General features: G+C 68.4%; 24 protein-coding genes and 1 riboswitch. Of the genes, 7 read left to right on the plus strand and 17 right to left on the minus strand.

The genetic code is table 11. The annotated features are described in order from the left end of the window. The first annotated feature begins 55 nt into the window (after positions 1-55). Positions 56-2,749, plus strand: a complete 2,694-nt coding sequence (locus ABD231_RS41665) for an ABC transporter permease (RefSeq protein ID WP_344165925.1) — start codon at positions 56-58, stop codon at positions 2,747-2,749. Positions 2,750-2,845: 96 nt separating this feature from the next. Here the strand turns inward: ABD231_RS41665 and ABD231_RS41670 are convergent, their stop codons facing one another. After that, positions 2,846-3,343: an SseB family protein gene (locus ABD231_RS41670; RefSeq protein WP_344165926.1), complete on the minus strand. Its 498-nt coding sequence runs from the start codon at positions 3,341-3,343 to the stop codon at positions 2,846-2,848. Between the two features lie 88 nt (positions 3,344-3,431). Between ABD231_RS41670 and ABD231_RS41675 the strand changes: the two genes are divergently transcribed. Beyond that, positions 3,432-3,920, plus strand: coding sequence for a hypothetical protein (locus ABD231_RS41675; RefSeq protein ID WP_344165927.1), 489 nt, complete (start codon positions 3,432-3,434; stop codon positions 3,918-3,920). Continuing rightward, a complete protein-coding gene (locus ABD231_RS41680; protein ID WP_344165928.1) occupies positions 3,907-4,557 on the plus strand; it encodes a uridine kinase family protein in 651 nt (216 codons plus the stop codon). Before ABD231_RS41675 ends, ABD231_RS41680 begins: the two co-directional genes overlap by 14 nt. Here the strand turns inward: ABD231_RS41680 and ABD231_RS41685 are convergent. From ABD231_RS41685 to ABD231_RS41700, 4 genes are read right to left on the minus strand one after another with little or no spacing between them, the layout of a single operon-like run. Then, complete coding sequence (locus tag ABD231_RS41685) at positions 4,536-4,991, minus strand: group II truncated hemoglobin (protein ID WP_344165929.1); 456 nt, start codon at positions 4,989-4,991, stop codon at positions 4,536-4,538. The genes ABD231_RS41680 and ABD231_RS41685 overlap by 22 nt on opposite strands. Positions 4,992-5,034: 43 nt before the next feature. After that, positions 5,035-5,631 carry a maleylpyruvate isomerase family mycothiol-dependent enzyme gene (locus ABD231_RS41690; protein ID WP_344165930.1) on the minus strand — a complete coding sequence of 199 codons (597 nt, stop codon included), beginning with the start codon at positions 5,629-5,631 and terminating at the stop codon, positions 5,035-5,037. Beyond that, the gene (locus ABD231_RS41695; RefSeq protein WP_344165931.1) at positions 5,628-6,860 is read right to left on the minus strand and encodes an RNA polymerase sigma factor; all 1,233 of its coding nucleotides are present in this window, start codon (positions 6,858-6,860) and stop codon (positions 5,628-5,630) included. Before ABD231_RS41695 ends, ABD231_RS41690 begins: the two co-directional genes overlap by 4 nt. Next, positions 6,857-7,210 (minus strand): YciI family protein, encoded by a 354-nt coding sequence (locus tag ABD231_RS41700; RefSeq protein WP_344165933.1) that lies wholly within the window; start codon positions 7,208-7,210, stop codon positions 6,857-6,859. Before ABD231_RS41700 ends, ABD231_RS41695 begins: the two co-directional genes overlap by 4 nt. A 188-nt stretch (positions 7,211-7,398) precedes the next feature. Here ABD231_RS41700 and ABD231_RS41705 point away from each other — a divergent pair, with 188 nt between their 5' ends. Next, positions 7,399-8,286 carry an aldose 1-epimerase family protein gene (locus tag ABD231_RS41705; RefSeq protein WP_344165935.1) on the plus strand — a complete coding sequence of 296 codons (888 nt, stop codon included), beginning with the start codon at positions 7,399-7,401 and terminating at the stop codon, positions 8,284-8,286. Here ABD231_RS41705 and ABD231_RS41710 read toward each other — a convergent pair. Genes ABD231_RS41710 through ABD231_RS41730 form a run of 5 tightly spaced genes read right to left on the minus strand, consistent with a single transcriptional unit; the run spans position 8,264 to position 11,018 of the window. Beyond that, positions 8,264-8,728: a PH domain-containing protein gene (locus ABD231_RS41710; protein WP_344165937.1), complete on the minus strand. Its 465-nt coding sequence runs from the start codon at positions 8,726-8,728 to the stop codon at positions 8,264-8,266. The two genes, ABD231_RS41705 and ABD231_RS41710, sit on opposite strands and share 23 nt — an antisense overlap. A 1-nt stretch (position 8,729) precedes the next feature. Further along, positions 8,730-9,578, minus strand: a complete 849-nt coding sequence (hisG, locus tag ABD231_RS41715; RefSeq protein ID WP_344165939.1) for an ATP phosphoribosyltransferase — start codon at positions 9,576-9,578, stop codon at positions 8,730-8,732. Between the two features lie 48 nt (positions 9,579-9,626). Then, positions 9,627-9,890, minus strand: a complete 264-nt coding sequence (locus tag ABD231_RS41720) for a phosphoribosyl-ATP diphosphatase (protein WP_344165941.1) — start codon at positions 9,888-9,890, stop codon at positions 9,627-9,629. A gap of 40 nt (positions 9,891-9,930) precedes the next feature. Continuing rightward, the gene (locus tag ABD231_RS41725) at positions 9,931-10,386 is read right to left on the minus strand and encodes an anthrone oxygenase family protein (RefSeq protein ID WP_344165943.1); all 456 of its coding nucleotides are present in this window, start codon (positions 10,384-10,386) and stop codon (positions 9,931-9,933) included. Beyond that, positions 10,386-11,018: an NAD(P)-dependent oxidoreductase gene (locus tag ABD231_RS41730; protein WP_344165945.1), complete on the minus strand. Its 633-nt coding sequence runs from the start codon at positions 11,016-11,018 to the stop codon at positions 10,386-10,388. Before ABD231_RS41730 ends, ABD231_RS41725 begins: the two co-directional genes overlap by 1 nt. Before the next feature lie 66 nt (positions 11,019-11,084). Here ABD231_RS41730 and ABD231_RS41735 point away from each other — a divergent pair, with 66 nt between their 5' ends. Beyond that, entirely contained in the window at positions 11,085-11,570 is a 486-nt protein-coding gene (locus tag ABD231_RS41735) for a MarR family transcriptional regulator (RefSeq protein WP_344165947.1), read from the plus strand. Here the strand turns inward: ABD231_RS41735 and ABD231_RS41740 are convergent. Continuing rightward, a complete protein-coding gene (locus ABD231_RS41740) occupies positions 11,558-12,526 on the minus strand; it encodes a helix-turn-helix transcriptional regulator (RefSeq protein WP_344165948.1) in 969 nt (322 codons plus the stop codon). The genes ABD231_RS41735 and ABD231_RS41740 overlap by 13 nt on opposite strands. A 63-nt stretch (positions 12,527-12,589) precedes the next feature. Here ABD231_RS41740 and ABD231_RS41745 point away from each other — a divergent pair, with 63 nt between their 5' ends. After that, a complete protein-coding gene (locus tag ABD231_RS41745) occupies positions 12,590-13,555 on the plus strand; it encodes a hypothetical protein (protein WP_344165949.1) in 966 nt (321 codons plus the stop codon). Here ABD231_RS41745 and ABD231_RS41750 read toward each other — a convergent pair. Next, positions 13,545-14,252 carry an SDR family NAD(P)-dependent oxidoreductase gene (locus ABD231_RS41750; protein WP_344165951.1) on the minus strand — a complete coding sequence of 236 codons (708 nt, stop codon included), beginning with the start codon at positions 14,250-14,252 and terminating at the stop codon, positions 13,545-13,547. The genes ABD231_RS41745 and ABD231_RS41750 overlap by 11 nt on opposite strands. Before the next feature lie 55 nt (positions 14,253-14,307). Between ABD231_RS41750 and ABD231_RS41755 the strand changes: the two genes are divergently transcribed. Continuing rightward, on the plus strand, positions 14,308-14,871 hold the full coding sequence (locus ABD231_RS41755; RefSeq protein ID WP_344165953.1) for a MarR family winged helix-turn-helix transcriptional regulator: 564 nt from the start codon (positions 14,308-14,310) through the stop codon (positions 14,869-14,871). A gap of 80 nt (positions 14,872-14,951) precedes the next feature. Here ABD231_RS41755 and ribH read toward each other — a convergent pair whose 3' ends face one another. The 5 genes from ribH to ribD are packed head-to-tail and all read right to left on the minus strand — an operon-like array spanning position 14,952 to position 18,924. Further along, on the minus strand, positions 14,952-15,422 hold the full coding sequence (gene ribH / locus ABD231_RS41760) for a 6,7-dimethyl-8-ribityllumazine synthase (RefSeq protein ID WP_344165955.1): 471 nt from the start codon (positions 15,420-15,422) through the stop codon (positions 14,952-14,954). Continuing rightward, positions 15,422-16,648, minus strand: coding sequence for a bifunctional 3,4-dihydroxy-2-butanone-4-phosphate synthase/GTP cyclohydrolase II (locus tag ABD231_RS41765; RefSeq protein WP_344165957.1), 1,227 nt, complete (start codon positions 16,646-16,648; stop codon positions 15,422-15,424). The genes ribH and ABD231_RS41765 overlap by 1 nt, the downstream gene beginning before the upstream one ends. Next, complete coding sequence (gene pnuC / locus ABD231_RS41770; protein ID WP_344165959.1) at positions 16,649-17,323, minus strand: nicotinamide riboside transporter PnuC; 675 nt, start codon at positions 17,321-17,323, stop codon at positions 16,649-16,651. Further along, on the minus strand, positions 17,320-17,928 hold the full coding sequence (locus tag ABD231_RS41775) for a riboflavin synthase (protein WP_344165961.1): 609 nt from the start codon (positions 17,926-17,928) through the stop codon (positions 17,320-17,322). Before ABD231_RS41775 ends, pnuC begins: the two co-directional genes overlap by 4 nt. Continuing rightward, the gene (ribD, locus tag ABD231_RS41780) at positions 17,929-18,924 is read right to left on the minus strand and encodes a bifunctional diaminohydroxyphosphoribosylaminopyrimidine deaminase/5-amino-6-(5-phosphoribosylamino)uracil reductase RibD (protein WP_380160286.1); all 996 of its coding nucleotides are present in this window, start codon (positions 18,922-18,924) and stop codon (positions 17,929-17,931) included. It lies immediately after the preceding gene. Between the two features lie 178 nt (positions 18,925-19,102). Then, positions 19,103-19,236: riboswitch (FMN riboswitch) on the minus strand. Positions 19,237-19,355 lie beyond the last annotated feature (119 nt).

Below are 19,355 nucleotides of genomic sequence, written 5' to 3' on the forward strand. Positions count from 1 at the left end.
CACGCCCCAGCCTCTTGACCGCCAGCCCTGAGCCACGACCCCTCGGAGACCGATTATGTTTCGACTCGCGCTCACCACCTTGCGCCACCGGACCGCAGCCTTCCTGGCGATCTTCGTCGCCCTCCTCCTCGGCAGCGCCCTCCTCGCCGCCGCCGGCGGTCTCCTCGAAACCGGCCTCCGACTGAATGCCCCGCCCCAACGCCTCGCGGCGGCGCCCGTGGTCATCACCGGCGACCCCGCCTACCACCCACCGAACGGCTCAGGCGCAGCCGCCTTCCCCGAACGCCACCGAGTAGACGCAGACCTGGTGAACAAGCTCGCCAGTACGCCGGGAGTCGCGAAGGTGATCGCCGACCGCTCCTTCCCCGCCGTGGTCACGCAGGCAGCAGGCGGATCCCGCGGCCCGGGCGGCTCCGGCGGATCCCGCGGCGCGAACGGCTCGGGTGGCGCAGGCGCGTCGAACGGCGCTAGTGGCTCGGATGGCGCGCGCAACTCCAGCGGCGCGGATGGATCGGGCGGCGCGGGTGCTTCACATGGCGCAGGCGGCCCGGACGCCGCCCGCGGTACCAATGGCGCGGACAGCTCGGGTGGCACGGACAGCTCGCGCCGCGGGGATGGCTCGGGCGGTGCGGCGGCGGGTGAGGTGTTGATTGGGCATGGGTGGGCGTCTGCGCAGCTCACGCCGTACAGGTTGACTGTGGGTGACGCGCCTCGGCCGGGACAGGTGGTGCTTGATGGGCGGCTGGCTGGGTCTGCCGAGCCGGGTGACCGGATCGGCGTGATTGTGCGCGGTACGCCGCGGGAGTACACGGTGGCTGGGGTTGCGGTGGCTGAGCGACAGGTCGAAGTACCGTCGGTGTTTTTTGCGGACTCGGAGGCTGAGCAACTGTCGCCCGCGCCTGATGCGGTTGGGGTGTGGCCGGCGGTGGAGGGGCTCACACTTCCTGCGGGGGTGAAGGCTTACAGCGGTGACGATCGGGGGGTGGCGGAGTATCGGGGGATTGCTACGAGTTTGCCGTTGATCATCATGTCCGGCGTTTTCGGGGGGATGGTGGCGGTGGTGATGGCGCTGGTGGTTTCGGCGACTATTGGGTTGTCGGTTCGGCAGCGGCGGCGGGAGTTGGCGTTGTTGCGGGCCAGCGGTGCGACGCCTCGGCAGGTGGGGAAGATGGTGGTCGCCGAGACGATGGTGGTTGGCGTGCTCGGGCTGGTGATTGGGTTGCTGTGCGGGCGGTTTGCCGGGCGGTGGATCTTCGGGTTGCTGGCGGATGGCGGGATCGTGCCTTCGCAACTGCGGTTCGACCAGGGGCCGCTGCCGTTCGTGGGTGCCGCGCTGCTGACCTTCGTCGTACTGCGGGTCACCGTCGGACTCGCCGCCGGCAAGGCCGCGCAGATCCGTCCGATCCAGGCGCTCGCGGAGGCCGCCGTACCGGCTGTCGCGCTCGGTCGGGTGCGGATCCTGCTCGGCCTCATCTTCGCCGGGGTGACCGTGTCGATCGCGGTGTCCACCCTCTTCATGAGCCCCACGAACGCGGCCGCGATCGGCGGGCCGGCCGGTCTGACCGGATCGATCGCGGTGGCGATCCTCGCGCCGTTGGTGATCCAGCGCTCGCTGGTACCGCGGTTAGCTACTGCACTAGAGAAGCGCGGTACCAGCGGGGTCCTCGCGGTGATCAACCTCCGGGTCCGGGCCGTGCAGTTCGCGGCGATCCTGATCCCGATCACCATCGCCACGACCATTGCCCTTGGCAACATCTATGCCCAGACCACCCAGCAGAAAGCGGCCGTCGAGGCCGCGACCGGCAACCTCACCGCGGACGTCGTCATCACCAGCTCGACCGGCGGCATCCCGGCTCCGCTGACCGAGTACGCCAAAACGTTGCCCGGCGTTACCGCGGTCTCCGAACTCGTCCGCAGCAAGGGCTGGATCGAAGCGCCGTACGACGACTCGCACACGAGCGACGCCTGGCCGCTGCTTGGGCTGAGCGGGCCTGTGTACGAGGGAAAGGTCATCAAGGGTTCGCTTGACGATCTGCGCGGTTCGACGATCGCGCTGCCACCCGGTACGGCGAAGAAGCTCAAGGTGGACGTGGGTTCGGAGCTCGGCGTGCGGCTGGGCGACAACGCACTGGTCAAGGTGAAGGTCGTCGCGCTGGCCGAGGGTCCGTCGGGCTACGAACCGCTGCTACTGCCCGCCGACCTGCTGGCCGCGCACACCACGACCGGGCTGCCGAGCATGCTGCTGATCAAGACCTCGGACAAGAAGGCCGTCGACGTGGCGAAGAAGTGGCCGGGGGCAACGGTCGGCGGCCGGGAGCTACTAGGTGACGGGTACGACGCCGGTCTCGGAGTCGACGCGTATATCGCCTACCTGCTGGCCGGGATCGCGGTCGCGTACACGGCGATCGCCTCGGTCAACACGATCGCCGTCGCCGTACTGGATCGACGCCGGGAGTTCGGCCTCCAGCGCCTGACCGGATCAACTCGCCGACAGGTATCGCGAATGCTCATGCTGGAAGGCCTCGTGATCGCCGGCCTCGGGCTGGTGATCGGGCTGATCGCGGCCGCCTTCACCGTGCTCCCGATCGCGGTCGCGAGCCGCGGCTGGCCGATCCCCGCCGGTCCGCCCTGGATCCTGCTCGCCTGGGTGGCCGTCGTACTGCTCCTGGTCCTCCCGACCACCGCCATCACCGGCCGCATCGCCATGCGCCCCAAGCCCATGGACGCCCTCGCCTCCCCCGTCGGCTGAACGCGATTTGACTGGCTGGCCACTCAAATCGGGGGTTCTGTACCCATAACCACGGTGCAGAACCCCCAATCCGGGTGGCTAGCCAGCGAAATGGGATCAGGGGGTGGCGGGTTCGATCCAGCCGTGGGTGCCGTCTTCGAGGCGGATTACCTGGAGGCCGGCGGCTAGGCGGCGTACGTCGTCCTCTTCGATCACGCCGGGGGCCGGGCCGGCGATGTCGAGGACTATCGCGGCGGCGCCTTCCTGGATGGCGGCGGTGGCTACCAACTGGGTTTGGGCGGGCATCGGGCGTGCCTCGGGGCTCCAGCGGGCGAGGCTCTCGGTGCCGGTGAACGCCAGCAGGGCGTTTCGGCCGTCCTGGCCCTGCAGCAGGGCGACCGCCATGTCCGAGGTCTTGTCGTGCGCCAGGCCCTTCTCGTCGTACTCGACCTCGCCGAGCATCGCCACCACGGGCACCAGCAGGCGCGCGCGGGTCAGCGCCGCCAGCATCGCCCCGTGGTCCCCGGCCGCGAGAGCCGCCGCCAGCCCGGCGTCCGCCGTACCGTCGTCGTTGTCGAAGCCTGTGAATGCCAAACGCCGTTCTGCTGGTTGCACGCGCCTATTGTCCCCGGAGCGCGGTTTCAGGGTGGCGTCAGGGCTCTTCCCCCCTTGGATCGCGGGCTGACTGTGCGAGCCTGGGTATGTGCCTGACTTCAACGATTTGACGCTGCTGCCGTTCTGCGTGGGCCTCACGTTGCTCGGCCTGATCGGCTCGTGGGTCGCCTGGCGGCGGCGCGGGCTCGCGGCCGGGACGCGCGGAGTGGCCTGGTCATTGCTGCCGATTGCGCTCTATCTGACCAAGCTGCTCGAGCTGGTCTGGGACGTGGTTCGGTCGGCGGTCACCTGGGTCACCCACCTGATCTTCTCGCCGCCGGTCTGGGCCGGTTTCGCGCTGTTCGGCGTCTCGGTGGTGCTGTACGTCGTCTCCGGCGTCGCCCGCGGCCGCAGCCCGAAGGAGCCCAAGCAGCCCAAACCCAAGGCGAAGCCCGCCGGTGAGCTGACCACCACCGGACCGGCCCCCGCGTCGGCTGCCCCTGCCAAAGCTGCTCCTCCCAAGACCAAGGGTGGGCAGCAGGATTCGTCGGACTTCGACGAGATCGAGGACATCCTGAAGCGCCATGGAATCAACTGAGACCCCCCTGACCCTGGACTCCCTGCTCGACCACGTCCAGGCCGCGCCCCCGCGGCTGGGCCGGACCCGGCTGATCTCCATCGACGGCCCGGCCGGCTCCGGCAAGTCCACCCTCGCCGCCCGCTTCGAGGCCCGCGCCAACGCCCGCGGCCTGAACACGTTCGTCATCCACATGGACGACCTGTACGACGGCTGGGCCGGCGCCGAACGCGGATTCGCCCTCCTCCGCGACCACGTCCTGCAGCGACTGTCCGACGGCCGCGAAGGCCGCTACCGCCGCTACGACTGGAACACCGGCGCGTACGCCGAACTCCACGTCGTACCGGTCACCGTCGACCTCCTCATCGTCGAAGGCGTCACCTCCTGCGACCGCGACGCCGACGGCTGGCAGTCCCTCCGCCTCTGGATCGAAACCACCAACGAGGTCCGCCTCGACCGCGGCATCGAACGCGACGGCGAAGCCCTCCGCGACCACTGGCTCGAATGGATGCGCTGGGAACGCGACCACTTCGCCACCCAGTCCACCCGAGACCGCGCCCACGTAGTCGTCGACGGCAACCCGGACGTTCCGCACGACCCGACCGTCGAACTCGTCGCCAAGTCGGTAGCCCTACCTCACGACTCAGCCGCCTCCTGAAGCCCGTCCCACGACCATCGCGGGATGCTCATTCCCTCCGGCACTTGATCTTTCGAGCCGTGGTACCGAGCCATCGACACCGACGTCGCCCAGGCGAAGTAGTCGTGCAGGACCGATTTCAACGGGTCGGCTAGTCCAACGTCGTTCAGAGCCTCGTCGAAGCATGCGATCGCACGTCGATCCATCTCCAGGTGCTCGCCGTTGCCGCTGTGCATGAACACCACTGTCGTCTCGTCGCTGTACACCCCCGTGTACGCCGTCGGCCCGCCCAGCGCCTCGGCCCAGTACGCCGCCAGTCGCTGAGTGTGGTCCGGGTGGAACCCGTGGCTGAAGGCGTGGCTCACCACCTCGTCGGCGAGGACTCGCTCATGCCACGCGTGTGCGAGGCGGACCATCCCGTCCATTCCACCTGCGGCGTCGTACAGGGTCTCCATGGTTGTTCAGGCTGGCACTCGGTGCACCGGCTGACAAGGTGGGCTAGTTGATGATCTGGTTGGCGCGGGCTTCGCGGCCGGTGGCTAGGAGGAGCAGGTCTCGGACGGGGGCGCGTAGTTCGGTGGGGCCTTGGCCGGCCGACCAGGTGGTGTCGGTTGCGGTCAGGCGGGTGTTGCGGAAGCGTTTGCGGGCTCCGTAGAAGGGGCTCTTCAGTACGTGGTCGAGGGCGGCTTGGGCGAGGTCGAGGGGCATTTGGCGGTCGCGGCCGAGGGGGATGGCGATGTCTTGGCCGTGGACGAGGGCGTCGGTGAGGGTGTCGAGGGGTTTGGAGCCGGGTGAGCGCTTGGTGGAGGCCGCGGTTTCGCGGAACTGGGTGATCAGCTCGGCCGGGGTGAACGCGGCCGCGCGCTCAAGAGCTGCGTCGGCTTCCATGCGCTCCCAGTTGCCGCGGGCACGGATCGCTCCGCGCAGTACGTCGGACAGCGAGGTGCGGGTGGAGAGCGTGAGGTGCGCGACGACGTCGTGGACAGTCCACGCGGGGCAGAGCGAGGTCACCGCCCAGTCCGCGTCGGTCAGGGTGTCGAGGAAGTCGGCAAGGTCGAGGCGCTCAGCCTCGATGCGGTGCTGGATGTCGTTCATGAGGTCTCCGTGAGGTCGGCCAGGCGGGCGCTGATGTGGTGGCGCTCGGGGTCGGAGCCGGCGAGTTTGAGTGCCTGTTGGTAGGCGGCGACTGCCTCGGTACGGCGGTTCAGGCGGTGGAGGAGGTCGGCTCGGGCTAGGGCGTAGGGGTGGTAGTCGCGGAGGCGGGGTTCGTTCGCGAGGGAGTCGAGGAGGGTTAGGGCGGCCTCGGGGCCGTCGCGGAAGGCGATTGCGGCGGCTCGGTTGAGGGCGATTACCGGTGATGGGTCCAGTGCGGACAGGACGTCGTACAGGGCGACGATTTGCGGCCAGTCGGTTTCATCGAAGGTCGCCGCCTCGTCGTGTACGGCGGCGATGGCGGCTTGTACGGCGTATGGTCCGGCCGGGCCGCCGGTCAGCGCGCTGACGACTAGTGCGCGACCTTCGGTGATTTGGTCGTGGTCCCAGCGGGTGCGGTCTTGGTGTTCGAGGAGGACGACCTCGCCTTCGGGGCCGGTGCGGGCGTCGCGGCGGGCGTGGACGAGGAGCATCAGCGCGAGCAGGCCGGCGACTTCGCACTCGGTCGGGAGCAGTTTGTGCAGGATGCGCGCGAGGCGAATTGCTTCCTCGGCGAGGTCGAGGCGCTGCAGGTACGGTCCCGAGCTGGCCGCGTACCCCTCGGTGAAGACGGAGTAGATCACCTGCAGTACGCCGGGCAACCGCTCCGGCAGCTCATCAGCCGACGGGACGCGGAACGGGATCCGGGCGTCGCGGATCCGCGACTTGGCTCGGACGATTCGCTTCGCCATCGTGGCTGCCGGGACGAGGAACGCTCGCGCGACTTCCGGCGTACTGAGTCCTGCCAGGCAGCGGAGGGTCAGCGCGCCGCGGTCCTCCGGGGCGAGCGCGGGGTGCGCGCAGGTGAAGAACAGTTCCAGCCGGTCGTCCGGGAACTCGCCGCCGGGTCGCGGCGGTTCGGCTCGGTCGGCATCCACCTGCAGGATCGCGAGTTTGGCGGCGTACACCTGGTCCCGGCGCAGCCGGTCGACTGCCTTGCGCCGGGCGGTCGTCATCAGCCAGCCGCCCGGGTTCGGCGGTACGCCGTCGACCGGCCAGCGGACGAGTGCCGTCTCGATCGCCTCGGCCGCGACCTCCTCGGCCAGGTCGAGGTCGCCGAACCGCCGGGCCAGCGCGGCCAGCAACCGGCCGCGCTCCTCCCGGAAGACTGCCTCGACCTGGTCCATCGTCATGCGCCCGGGAACTCCGCGACCGGCCGGACGACGACCGAACCGCCGGCGCGCGAGCCCGGGCACTTGGCGGCCCAGTCGAGCGCGACATCCAGGTCGGGTACGTCGATCACGTAGAACCCACCGAGCACCTCACGGGTCTCGGCGAACGGCCCGTCGGTCACGGTCCGCTTGCCGTCGTTGGCCACCTGCACCCGGGTCTGGGTGACCAGGTCCGCCAGCGACTCCGACGCCACGACCACCCCGGCATCGGTGATCTCCTTGTCGAACCGCATCCAGTCCTCCGGTTCGCATCCGACCGCTCCCCCGGTCAGGTCGAGTTCACCAGCGTTGATCAGCAGCAAGTACTTCACGGTCTTACCTCCTGTTGGCGTGTCTACAGCATCACCACGAACGGGTCAGGCCCAAATGGACAGGCCCTCCGAAGAACAGGACGTATAGGTATGAGATGGGCGCTCGCGCGGCGGCTCCCCGCTGGCGGCGGGGTCTACGTAGACGACTACATCCTGTCGTTGCGACGACATGAGCGAGGATGAACCCCATGAGCGTTCTGCCGAGCGGTGAGCAATGGACGATCGAGGGCGGCGGGTACGCCGGGACTGTGGTGAGTGTGGGTGGTGGGCTGCGCGGGCTCACGTTCGAGGGGCGTGAGCTGCTGCTCGGGTTCGGGGAGGACGAGGCGGCGCATGCGGGGATCGGGCAGCACCTGTTCCCGTGGCCGAACCGGGTCACCGACGGGAAGTATTCGTTCGGCGGGGTCGACCAGCAGCTGTACCTGACCGAGCCGGCCCGGCGGAACGCGATCCACGGCCTCACCCGGTGGGCCAACTGGATCCGCCTCGACGACGGCAGCGACCCGTCGTACCTGGAGACCGGTCATCGACTGCACGGCCAGCCTGGATACCCGCATCAGCTCGAACTCCGCCTGCAGTACCGCCTGGACGACGGCCTGACCGTCACCGCGACAGCCGTGAACGTCGGCACCACGGCGGCACCCTACGGGTACGGCGCGCACCCGTATCTGAGCGTGGGTCGGCCGATCGACGAGTGCGTGCTGGAGTTCACCGCCAAGCACTGGCTGAAGACCTCGCCAGAACAGCTGTCGCCGATCGGCCTGGCGCCAGTGACCGGATCGCCGTATGACTTCTCGACCGGCCGCCGGGTCCTCGGGCAACTCGACATCGACAACGCCTTCACCGGCCTGGGCAGCGCATGGTCCGTCACCCTGTCGGATCCCGACTCGACAGCCCGGGCGACCCTCAGCGCGGACACCCCATGGATGCAGCTCTACACCGGCAACGCCATCGGCCGTACGGCGCTCGCCGTGGAACCGATGACGTGTCCGCCGGACGCGTTCGTGACCGGGCAGGACCTGGTGGTCCTGGAACCCGGTCAGTCACACGAGACTAGTTTTCGGGTGTCGGCTTAGGCCCAGCGCCGTGTGCACGGGCAACGGCCGCCAACTCCTTGGCGGCCTTGCTCGCCCGACCACCTTCAGCAGCCTGAATCGCCAGCACACCAATCCGGTTGCCCTCGGCATCGAACAGCTGCAGCCAGGCGTCACCCGAACGGAACCGCAGCGCACTGACGTCCGACCAGGGCAACGTGTACGACTTGAACACGTTCCGAATCTGCAGCCGGTCCGCGTACGCCGTGACCCGAACCGTGGCCATCCGGTAGAGCAGCAACAGGATGGCGCCGAAGAACGCCAGCAGCGTCAACCGCTGGAACCAGCTGAACGTCTCCCGGGTGCCGTCGTCGAACTGGGTCCAGATCACCCCGAAGAGCGCGATCAGCGAAAACCCCATCACCGACGCCATGATCGCGATGCTCCGCGGATGGAACATGAACAAGCGGTCGGCGCTGGTCATCTCAGATGCGGCACGCGTGAATGTCTGTGGTGAGGATGGCACGGGCTCCCACCTCCCACAGTTGGTCCATGATGCGCTGCGCCTCGGCCCGCTGCACCATCACCCGTACGGCGACCCAGCCCGCCCGGTGGAGCGGTGAGACCGTCGGCGACTCCAGACCGGCCGCGACCGCGGTCGCCGCGTCGATCTGCTCGGCCGGGATGTCGTAGTCCATCATCACGTAGTTCCGCGCGATCAGGACGCCCTCGAGCCGCCGTACCAGCTGCTGCAGGCCGTTCGGTGGGTTGTCCACGCCGTGGCGCTTGATGAGGACCGCCTCGGACTGCAGGATCGGTTCGCCGAAGATCTCGAGCCCCGCCTGGCGGAGCGTCGTACCGGTCTCGACGACGTCGGCGATCACGTCTGCCACGCCGAGTGCGACGGCCGACTCGACCGCGCCGTCCAGGCGGACGACGGAGGCGTCGACCCCGTTCTCGGCCAAGTGGTCGGACAGGACTCCGGCGTACGACGTGGCGATCCGCTTGCCGGCCAGGTCCTTCACCGAGGACGCGGTCCCGGGCGGGGCGGCGAACCGGAAGGTGGAGCTGCCGAAACCGAGCCCGAGGATCACGTCGGCGTCGGCGTGCGAGTCGAGCACCAGGTCACGGCCGGAGATGCCGACGTCCAGGGTGCCTTCGCCGACGTACACGGCGATGTCGCGCGGGCGGAGGTAGTAGAACTCCACCTCGTTCGCGACGTCGGTCAGGGAGAGGTCTTTGGTGGTCCGGCGCTGTTTGTAGCCGGCCTCCGTGAGGATCTCGATCGCGGACTCGCTCAGCGAGCCCTTGTTCGGTACTGCGACGCGCAGCATGGCACTGCCCAATCTGTCGAAACTGAACCGGTGGGTCTGTGACTGCTCCTACAGATGTCGGTAAACGTCTTCGAGCTTCAGATCGAGCGCGATCATCATGACCTGCGCGTGGTACAGCAGCTGGGACAGCTCTTCGGCGGCCCGCTCCTGGCCTTCGTGCTCGGCGGCCATCCAGGATTCGGCGGCCTCCTCGACCAGCTTCTTGCCGATCGTGTGCACGCCGGCATCCAGCTCCGCCACCGTCCCGGATCCCTCCGGACGCGTGCGTGCCTTGTCGCCCAGCTCGGCAAACAGTTCCTCAAAGGTCTTCATCGCGTGCCCAGCCTAGATGCCCGGGCCAGGAACCTGCCGCTCAGGTCCGCCTGGCGGGACCCACCGCGGCTCCGGCCAGGGCCCCGAAGGCCGCCAGCGCGGCGATCGTCCGGACCAGATGGGCCGCCTGCCACCGGTCGCGGATCGCGGCCCAGTCCGCGGGCGGATTCTGCACCACCCAGTCGGCCTGGTCGGCGTTGATCGGCAGGTTGACCGCGATGGAGGTGGCGAGAACCACCACCAGCAGGGCCAGCGCGACGAGCGGGACCAGGCGTCGGCCGCGCGCTCGAATGAGCAGGATCGCGGTGGTGAGCAGCGCGGGGATCAGCGTGGCGATGGCGAGCGTGTCGAGGGCATCCAGCTCCACGTGCCGGACTTGGGTGTAGACGTCGCCGCCGTACTGGCGCAGCGAGTTCTCCAGCACCAGGACGCCGAGGAGGAAGCCGGCGAAGGCGCCGGTGAACACCAGACTGGCGGCGCGAACGAGCCTGTCCATCAGTACGCCACCCCGACAGCCTGGTCGATCATCGCCGGGTTGGCGGCGGCCGCGAGCATCAGGTGCGCGACGTCGGCCCGGCCAATCAGGTAGCCGGCCGGGACCGTGGGTCCGAGGCTTGTGCGGTAGCGGCCGGTGACAGCCTTGTTGGTCAGCTTGGGCGGCCGGACGATCGTCCAGTCGGTGTCACTGCTCGTGATGTCCGCTTCCATCACCCTCAGGTCGGCGTACACGTCGGCCGCGATCGCCCTGATCATCGGCAGCAGCAGACGGCGGTTCAGGAAACTCTCGTCTGGCGGTGGCGGTCCGATCGGCGCCGCGCTCACCGCGACGAACCGCCGTACGCCGGTCTTGGCCATCGCGGCCAGGATCGACCGCGTGCTCCCAGAGGCGACCGGCCCTGACTTGGTACCGCGGGGTCCGACCCCGGAGATGACCGCGTCCCGGCCGTCGACCGCGTCGAGCAGCGGTCCCGCCTCGGTCAGCCCCGCGACACGGACGACCTCGATCCCTTGCACGTCGTACGACGAGGAGGCCCGCACGACCGCGGTCACCTCGTGGCCTGCCGCGAGCGCCTGCTGGACGACATGACCGCCGACCCCGCCGGTCGCTCCGAACACTGTGATCCTCATCCGTACCCCTCCTGGGTTATGGTTTCCAGGTCATCTGTAACTCATATAGTACGGAACTCATAATTTATGGAACAGACATCATCAGGTGACGCGCGTCACCGGCGGCGGACCGGCAACGACATCAAGGCCGGCCTCCGCGACTTGCGGATCCAGCTCGCCCTGCTCAACCACCAGGTCGGTGGCCGGCTGGCGCTGAAGGACGTCGACCTCGACTGCCTGGACGTGCTGTCGCGCAGCGGCCCGCTCACCCCGAGCACGCTGGCCCGGCGGGCCGGTCTGCACCCGGCCACGCTGACCGGGATCCTGGACCGGCTCGAGCGGTCCGGGTGGATCGTTCGCGACCGCGCCGCGACCGACCGGCGAAGCGTGACGATCCGGCTGCTCCCCGATCGCGGGGTCGAGGTCTTCCGGCTGTACCAGCCGATGCTCGGAGCGATGGACGCCGTACTGGCCGGCTACACCGAAGACGAACTCGAGCTGATCGCCGGATTCGTCCAGCGGAGCGTCGAGGCCGGGCGAACCGCCGTCAGCTCGTTCGATCAGGACTCGTAGAGGTCCAGCAGGATCCGGGCGAGCGCAGCCAGCTCGGCGCGCAACTCCGGTGGCTCGAGCACCTCGAGCGACTGGCCGAAGCGTGCGAACGACGCGGCCGCGTTGCCGATGGACTCGATCGGGACGGTCACGACCACGCTGCCGTCCGGGTCCGGAGTCGCGGCCGCCACGGCAGCGACGAGTGGTGGGAACGACACGTCGTACATGCGGCCGGCCAGGCTGGCAGAGACCCGTACGACGGCCTCGGCGGTGAACCGTGCCTGGTCGAAGTACTGGAGGTGGTCCTGCCAGAACTGCGGCAGGTCGAAGTCGCCGGTCCGGGTGAACTGCTCGTCGGTCGGGGTGAGTTCGAGGATGTTGGAGACGCGGTACGTGCGCATCCCGGTTTCGGTGGCGGCGACGACGTACCAGCTGCCGCTTTTGAGGACGAGACCGTGCGGTTCGAGGACGCGGTCGACCTCGCGGGGCGCGGACCAGCGGCGGTAGCGGACCTTGATCCGGCGGTCATGCAGTACGGCGTCAGCCACGGCGGACAGGTGCGGTGAGGTCTCAGCGTCGGCGTACCAGGCCGGCATGTCCAGGTGGAAGCGGTTCTTGAGTCGTCCGGCCCGGTCACGCTGGTCCGGGGCCAGTGCGGCGAGCAGCTTGAGCTCGGCCGCGTTGGTCTGGGCGGTTAGCCCCAGTGCGGCGGCTGGCCCCGGCATACCGACCAGAAAGAGCGCAGCGGCCTCCTGCTCGGTCAGACCGGTCAGGCGGGTGCGGTAGCCCTCGACTAGGCGATAACCGCCGGCCCGGCCCTGGTCGGCGTACACGGGGACTCCAGCCGCGGCGAGCGCCTCCACGTCGCGGTAGATGGTTCGCAACGACACCTCGAGCTCGTCGGCCAGCTCGCGCGCGGTCAGCTGCCTGCGGGTCTGTAGCAAAAGCAGGATCGACAACAGCCGGCTCGAACGCATGTCTTCGACAGTATCTTGAAATACTGCCATGCGCTGTCAGGTTTTCGCGGCAGGCTGGTCCTTATGACGACATGGACCAAGGTGACCGGTGACTTCGACTTCCTGAACGGCGACTTCGACGTCCGGCACCGGACCCGCGACAAGGTGTTCGCGGACTGCGACGAGTGGACGACCTTCGAGGGGACGACCACCGCGAAGACGTATTTCGACGGCGCGATCTCCATCGACGAGATGCGCTTCCCGTCCAAAGGCACCTACGGGCTCTCGGTGCGGCTGTTCGATCCGGTCGCGCGTGAGTGGAACATCTGGTGGGTCAGCTCGACCACTATGAAGCTCTACCCACCCGTGACCGGCACCTGGTCGGCCGACGGCACCTCGTGCCGGTTGATCGGCGACGACGAGGTCGACGGGCAGCCGATCCTGTGCAGCTACGAGTGGTCGGACATCACCGAGACGACCGCCCACTGGGAGCAGGCGTACTCCAACGACGGCGGTACGACGTGGGAGACCAACTGGGAGATGGACTTCACCCGGCGTACGACGCCCGCCCCGGCGCTCGACGTACCGAAGCTGACCGACGACTTCGACTTCCTCGTCGGCCGTTGGCAGATGGCCAATCGCCGTCGCCGCCCTGCTCTCGGCGAGCCGCACGAGTGGTACGAAATCGAGTCCGAGATGCAGGTGACGACGTACTTCGACGGGGCGATCAGCTTCGACGAAGGGTGGTTCCCGACGGAGGGGTTCCGCGGCGCGACGCTGCGGATTTACAACCCTTTGGCGCAGACGTGGTCGATCCACTGGATCAACAGCCTCCGCGGGCAGTTGGAGACCCCGGTGATCGGCTCCTTCGGCGACGACGGCATCGGCATCTTCGAAGGGCCGGACGTCTGGGAGGGGCGCCCGATCGACGTCCGCTTCACCTGGACGCCCGGGACCGACAAGTCCGCCTGGCAACAGGACTTCTCCGAGGACGGCGGTACGACGTGGGTCACCAACTGGTTCATGGAGCACACCAGGATCAGCGAGTAATCAGCGCACCGCCGTTCACATGCAGGACCTGGCCGGTGATGTGGCGGCCGGCCGGGGACGCGAGGAAATGAATGGTGGACGCGATGTCGCCGACTTCTCCCTCGCGCTTGGTGAACGTTGCCTCTAGCAACGTTTGACGACGCTCGGCGGTCAGCCGGCCCTGGAAGAACTCGGTCTCCGCGGTGAATCCCGGCGCAACGACGTTCGAGGTGATGCCGCGGGGACCGAGCTCGGCCGCGACGTCGGCGTTCCACATCGCGAGTGCCGCCTTGGAAGCGCCGTACGATCCGGCTCCCCGGGCGCCGGCGATCGAGCCCAGGTGGACGACGGCAGTGGTGAGCCGCGGCGCGAGTGCAGCGGTCGTCAGTACGGCGCTGATCAGGTTGGCCTCGAGGTTGGCCAGCCAGTTCTCCTTCAGTTGCTGGAGATTGTCTTCCGACCGGCCGAAGTTGGTGTTGCCGCCGGCGTTATTCACCAGTACGTCGACCTCGCCGGGCAACGCGGCTAGCAGCTGCTCGACCTGCGCTGGGTCGGTCGCGTCGCACACCACCGGCCGGGCGCCGATCTCGGCGGCAGTCTTGGCCAGCGTCTCGGCCCGGCGACCGGTGATCACCACCTCGTCACCGTCCGCCCGGAACAGCTCCGCCGTCGCCCGGCCGATTCCGGTCGCTCCCCCGGTCACCACGATCGTTCGCATCGCCCTATCCTCACATTTAGACCTAAATGTTTAGCTCTAAACGTAGCATGGCCGGGTGACCGACACCTACCCGCTCGACGGCCCCAGCCCCTACCCCGCCGCGGAAATCGCCCGCGCCTGGGAACGCGAGCGCCCCGGCACCCCCACCGACTCCATCGAGATCGTCACGCCCCTGTGGCGCCTGGCCAAACTCTTCGCCGACGACCGCCGCCGCGTCCTCGCCGACCTCGGCATCGACCCGGCCACCCTCGACCTCCTCAGCGTCCTCCGCCGAGCAGGCGCCCCCTACGAACTCACGACCCGCGAGCTAGCCCGCCGTACCCTCGTCACCGCCGGAGCCATCTCCCAACGCGTCACCCGAGCCGAAGACACCGGCCTGGTCACCCGCCACCCCGCCCCCGACGGCACCCGAGCCGTAGTCGTCACCCTCACTCCAGCCGGCCACGCCCTCATCGAACGCAGCGTCGACCAAGTCCTAACCCGCGAATCCGAACTAGTCGCCTCCCTAACCCCCGACGCCCGAACCCACCTAGCCACCGCCCTCCAACAACTCCTGGACGACGTCACCCGCCGCACCTCGAGCACCCCTCAACCACCCTCATCCCGCGCACACGGCTGAGCCGTGCCCAAAGTCGCGCGGGCACGCCACCTTGAGCACCCGTCGACCAGGTGTTGCGGGCGGGAATGGTTGGTTCGTGCTCAAAGTGTGCGGACGGCTACCAGGGTGGAGAGGGCTGCTTGGGTGGCTTCGTAGCCTTTGTCCTCGCGGCTGTCGGGGAGGCCGGCTCGGTCCAACGCTTGGGGGTCGTTGTCGCAGGTCAGGACGCCGAAGCCGATCGGTACGCCGGTGGTGACACCGACCTGCATGAGGCCGTCGGTGGTTGCCTGGCAGACGTATTCGAAGTGCGGGGTGTCACCGCGGATGACCACGCCCAAAGCGATCACCGCGTCGTACCCCGCCTTGGCTGCGTGCAGCGATGCGACGGGGAGCTCGAAGGAGCCGGGGACGCGGATCACCTTGTGGTCGGTCACTCCTGAGTCATCCAAAGCGCGGAGTGCGCCGGCCACCAACGAGTCAGTGACCTTGGGATGCCACAAAGCGGCGACGATCGCGACGCGGGCTCCTTCGGCGCGAGGGGCTTCGATCGTTGGTGCTCCACTGCCCGACATCAGACAGCTCCTTTTTCGTCGGTGGGAAGGTGATGGCCCATGCGGTCGCGCTTGGTGCGCAAGTAGCGCAGGTTGTGTTCGGTGGGGTCGATGGAGATGCTGCGCCGCTCGACCACGTCGATCCCGTAGCCCTGGACGCCGGACACCTTGTCCGGGTTGTTCGTCAGCAGCCGCACCTCGCTCACGCCGAGGTCCGCCAGGATCTGCGCACCGGCAGCGTAATCGCGAGCGTCAGCAGGCAGTCCGAGATCCAGGTTCGCCTCGACCGTGTCCCGGCCGGCGTCCTGCAGTTCGTAGGCCTGCAGCTTGTGCAGCAGTCCGATCCCCCGACCTTCGTGACCGCGGAGGTAGACCACCACACCACCTTCGGCCGCGACCTGCCGCATAGCCTCGTCGAGCTGCGGACCGCAGTCACACCGCAACGACCCGAAGACGTCACCCGTCAAGCACTCCGAGTGCAGCCGAACCAGCACCGGCCCGTCCTTCAGATCGCCCCGAACCAGCGCCAGCTGCTCCGACCCGTCCACCGTGTTTCGGTAGCCGTGGGCAACAAAATCGCCGTACCGGCTCGGGAGGGTGGTGGTCGCGACGCGCTCGATCTGGATCTCGGTACGGCGCCGGTACCGGATCAGGTCGTCGATCGAGACCAGCACCAACCCGTGCTCGTCGGCGAACGTCCGCAGGTCCTGACCGCGCTTCATCGTGCCGTCGTCGTTCACCAGCTCGGAAATCACCGCCGCCGGAGTCAACCCGGCCATCCGGGCGAGATCGACCGAAGCTTCGGTGTGACCAGGCCGAACCAGTACGCCGCCCTCTCGCGCCCGCAGCGGGAAGACGTGGCCCGGCTGCACGACGTCGTACGACTCCGAGGCCGAATCCGCCAGCACCTTGATGGTCCGGGCCCGATCGGCCGCCGAGATCCCGGTGCTGATGCCGTCCCGCGCATCGACCGAGATCGTGTACGCCGTCCGCATCCGCTCGCGGTTGTGCGGGGTCATCAGTGGGATGCCGAGCCGGTCCAGCTCCGCACCTTCCATCGGCACGCAGACCACGCCCGAGCTGTACCGGATCAGGAACGCCAGCAACTCCGGTGTCGCCTTCGAGGCGGCGAAGATCAGGTCGCCCTCGTTCTCCCGGTCCTCGTCATCGACGACCACGACCGGCCGTCCGGCCCGGATCTCCTCGATCGCATGCTCGATCGTGTCCAGCTTCAGCACGTCACCCATTTAGCCCACCACCACTGCTTCCGGCGGGTTGACCCGCTCACGATTCTGAATCTTCCACCACGACGCGAAGCCCACGACGCAGAACAATCCGTAGATCACGTACATCCAGGCCGACGGATAGAACTCCGCCTTGATCAGCAGCGGTACGCCGACCGCGTCGACCGCGATCCAGATCAGCCAGAACTCGACGAACCCGCGAGCCATCCCGTACGTCGCCAGGATCGAGCCGGTGAGGATCCACGCGTCCCACTGCGGACCCCAGGAACCCAGTGCCCGCAGGACGAAGAAGCTGATCGCGTAGAGCGCCGCACCGATGCCGAGCAGCTCGAGCCGCTCCCGACCAGTCGCCCAGCGCGGTCGCACCGCCACCGCAGCACCGTGGTGACGGGTCTGGTACCACTGATACCACCCGTACACGCTGAGGATGAAGAAGAACACCTGCCGCCCGGCCTGACCCCAGAGGTCCTTGTCCTCGGGCGAACCGAAGATGCCGCCGACGAACACGGTGAACAGCAGCACGTTGCCGACGATGCCCACCGGCCAGGCCGCGACCAGCCGGCGCATGCCGAGCAGGGCGCTGGCCAGACCGAAGACGTTGCCGACGATCTCGCGGACCCGCAATTGCGAATCACCGATCGTCACGTGCGCGTGCAGCAACCAGTCGATCACGTTCACCGGGTACCTCCGGCGGTCAGCAGACGCTCGACGTACTTGGCGATCACATCGACCTCGAGGTTGACGGTGTCGCCGACCTTGTTGGTACCGAGGACAGTCAGCTCGAGCGTGGTCGGGATCAGGCTGATCCCGAACGTGCCGGTCGCGTCGTCGACATCGGTGACGGTCAGCGAGACCCCGTCGACCGTGATCGAGCCCTTCTCGGCGATGTACTTGAGGATCTCCGGACCGGTTGCGATCCGAACGTCCTCCCAGTGCTCGGACGGGGTCCGGCTCGCGATCGTGCCGACGCCGTCCACGTGCCCCTGCACGATGTGACCGCCGAGCCGGGCGTGGGCGGTGACCGCGCGCTCCAGGTTGACCCGCGAGCCCTTCTCGACCGCGCCCAGGCTGGTCCGCTTCAGCGTCTCGCGCATCACGTCGGCGGTGAACAACCCGTCGCCGTGCTCGACCACTGTCAGGCAGCAGCCGTTGACCGCGATCGAGTCGCCGTGCCCGGCGTCCGCGGTCACCTTCGGACCGCGGATGGTGAGCCGGGCCGCGTCGCCGTCGAGCAGATCGAGCGCCTCGACGGTGCCGAGTTCCTCGATGATTCCGGTGAACATCTAGTTCCCTCCCAGAGGTGCCAGCGTGAGCCGGACGTCGTCGCCGAGACGCGTCACGTCCGTCAGGTTGAACCGCCGCAGGTGGTCGATCGATTCCGCGCCGAGGTCGCCGATCGCGGCGAACCCGGAGCCGAGGACGGCCGGAGCGACGTACGCGACGATCTGATCGACCAGACCGGCGCGGAGGAACGCGGCGGCCAGCGTCGGGCCGCCTTCGAGCCAGAGGTGCCGGATCTGGCGGTCATCCAGCTGCCGCAGCACCTCGGCGGGGTCATGGGTGGGCAGCAGCAGCGTCTGCGCCCGGTCGTTGCGAACCTTCGCCGTGGCCGGGATCTCCCGATCGCCGACCACCACGCGCAGCGGCTGCCGCGGCGCGGGAACGTCCGCGGAGTCCCGAACCGTGAGCTCGGGATCGTCGGACAGCACGGTCTGCGTCCCGACCGCGATCGCGTCACACTCGGCACGATGACGATGTACGTCGGCCCGCGCGGCCGGCCCGGTGATCCACTTGCTGGTCCGATCCGGAGCGGCCGAACGGCCGTCCAGCGTGGTCGCGAACTTCCAGGTCACGAACGGCCGCCCGGTCCGCACACTGTGCAGCCAGATGTGGTTTCCGGCCTCGGCCTCGTCCTGCAGCAGACCCTGCTCGACCTGGATGTTCTTACTGCGCAGCTTGTCGCCGCCGCCGGACGCCTGCCGATTCGGATCCGGGACGGCGTACACCACGCGGGCGACCCCGGCCTCGATCAGCGCATCGGCACACGGCCCGGTCCGGCCAGTGTGATTACACGGTTCCAACGTCACGTACGCCGTACCGCCGCGGGCTCGCGGTCCCGCCATCCGCAGCGCCTCGACCTCGGCATGCGGGCCACCGGCAACGGCGTGGAAGCCTTCACCGGCCGGAGTGCCGTCGGCGGCCGTGATCACGCAGCCGACCACCGGGTTCGGGTGGGTGCTGCCGATACCGCGGGCGGCCAGCTCGATCGCGCGCCGCATCCAGGCGACGTCGATCGGCGATGCGTTCGACCCTGCGTTCGTCACTTACGTCCCTCGTCGTCACGGACGCACACCGGGGCCGTTGACGACCGACGTACAGCTCTCCGGGCGGCCGCTCGTCGTCACCGCAGGCCTCAGCCCAAGGGACGTCTCGCGAACGTCGGAGCTCTCCCGCCGATCGCGTGCTGCCTCCCATCCGGACTTTCACCGTCGGTCCCGGAATTCCACCAGGTCAACCGGCTGCCAACCTCAGCAGCCGGGTCGCGGACTGTCACCGCCGGCTCGGAATTTCACCGACCCCGGAGCACGCGAGTGGGTTCACTCGTGCCTCCAGTATGCCCCCGATGGCAAGCCGCGCCAGGAGCCAGGTCACATCGCAAGACGCTAATACCACGAACTTGGTGGACATTGCGGCGGCGTCTCAGTGGGTG

Source organism: Kribbella yunnanensis (genome assembly GCF_039529655.1).
Taxonomy (GTDB): domain Bacteria; phylum Actinomycetota; class Actinomycetes; order Propionibacteriales; family Kribbellaceae; genus Kribbella; species Kribbella yunnanensis.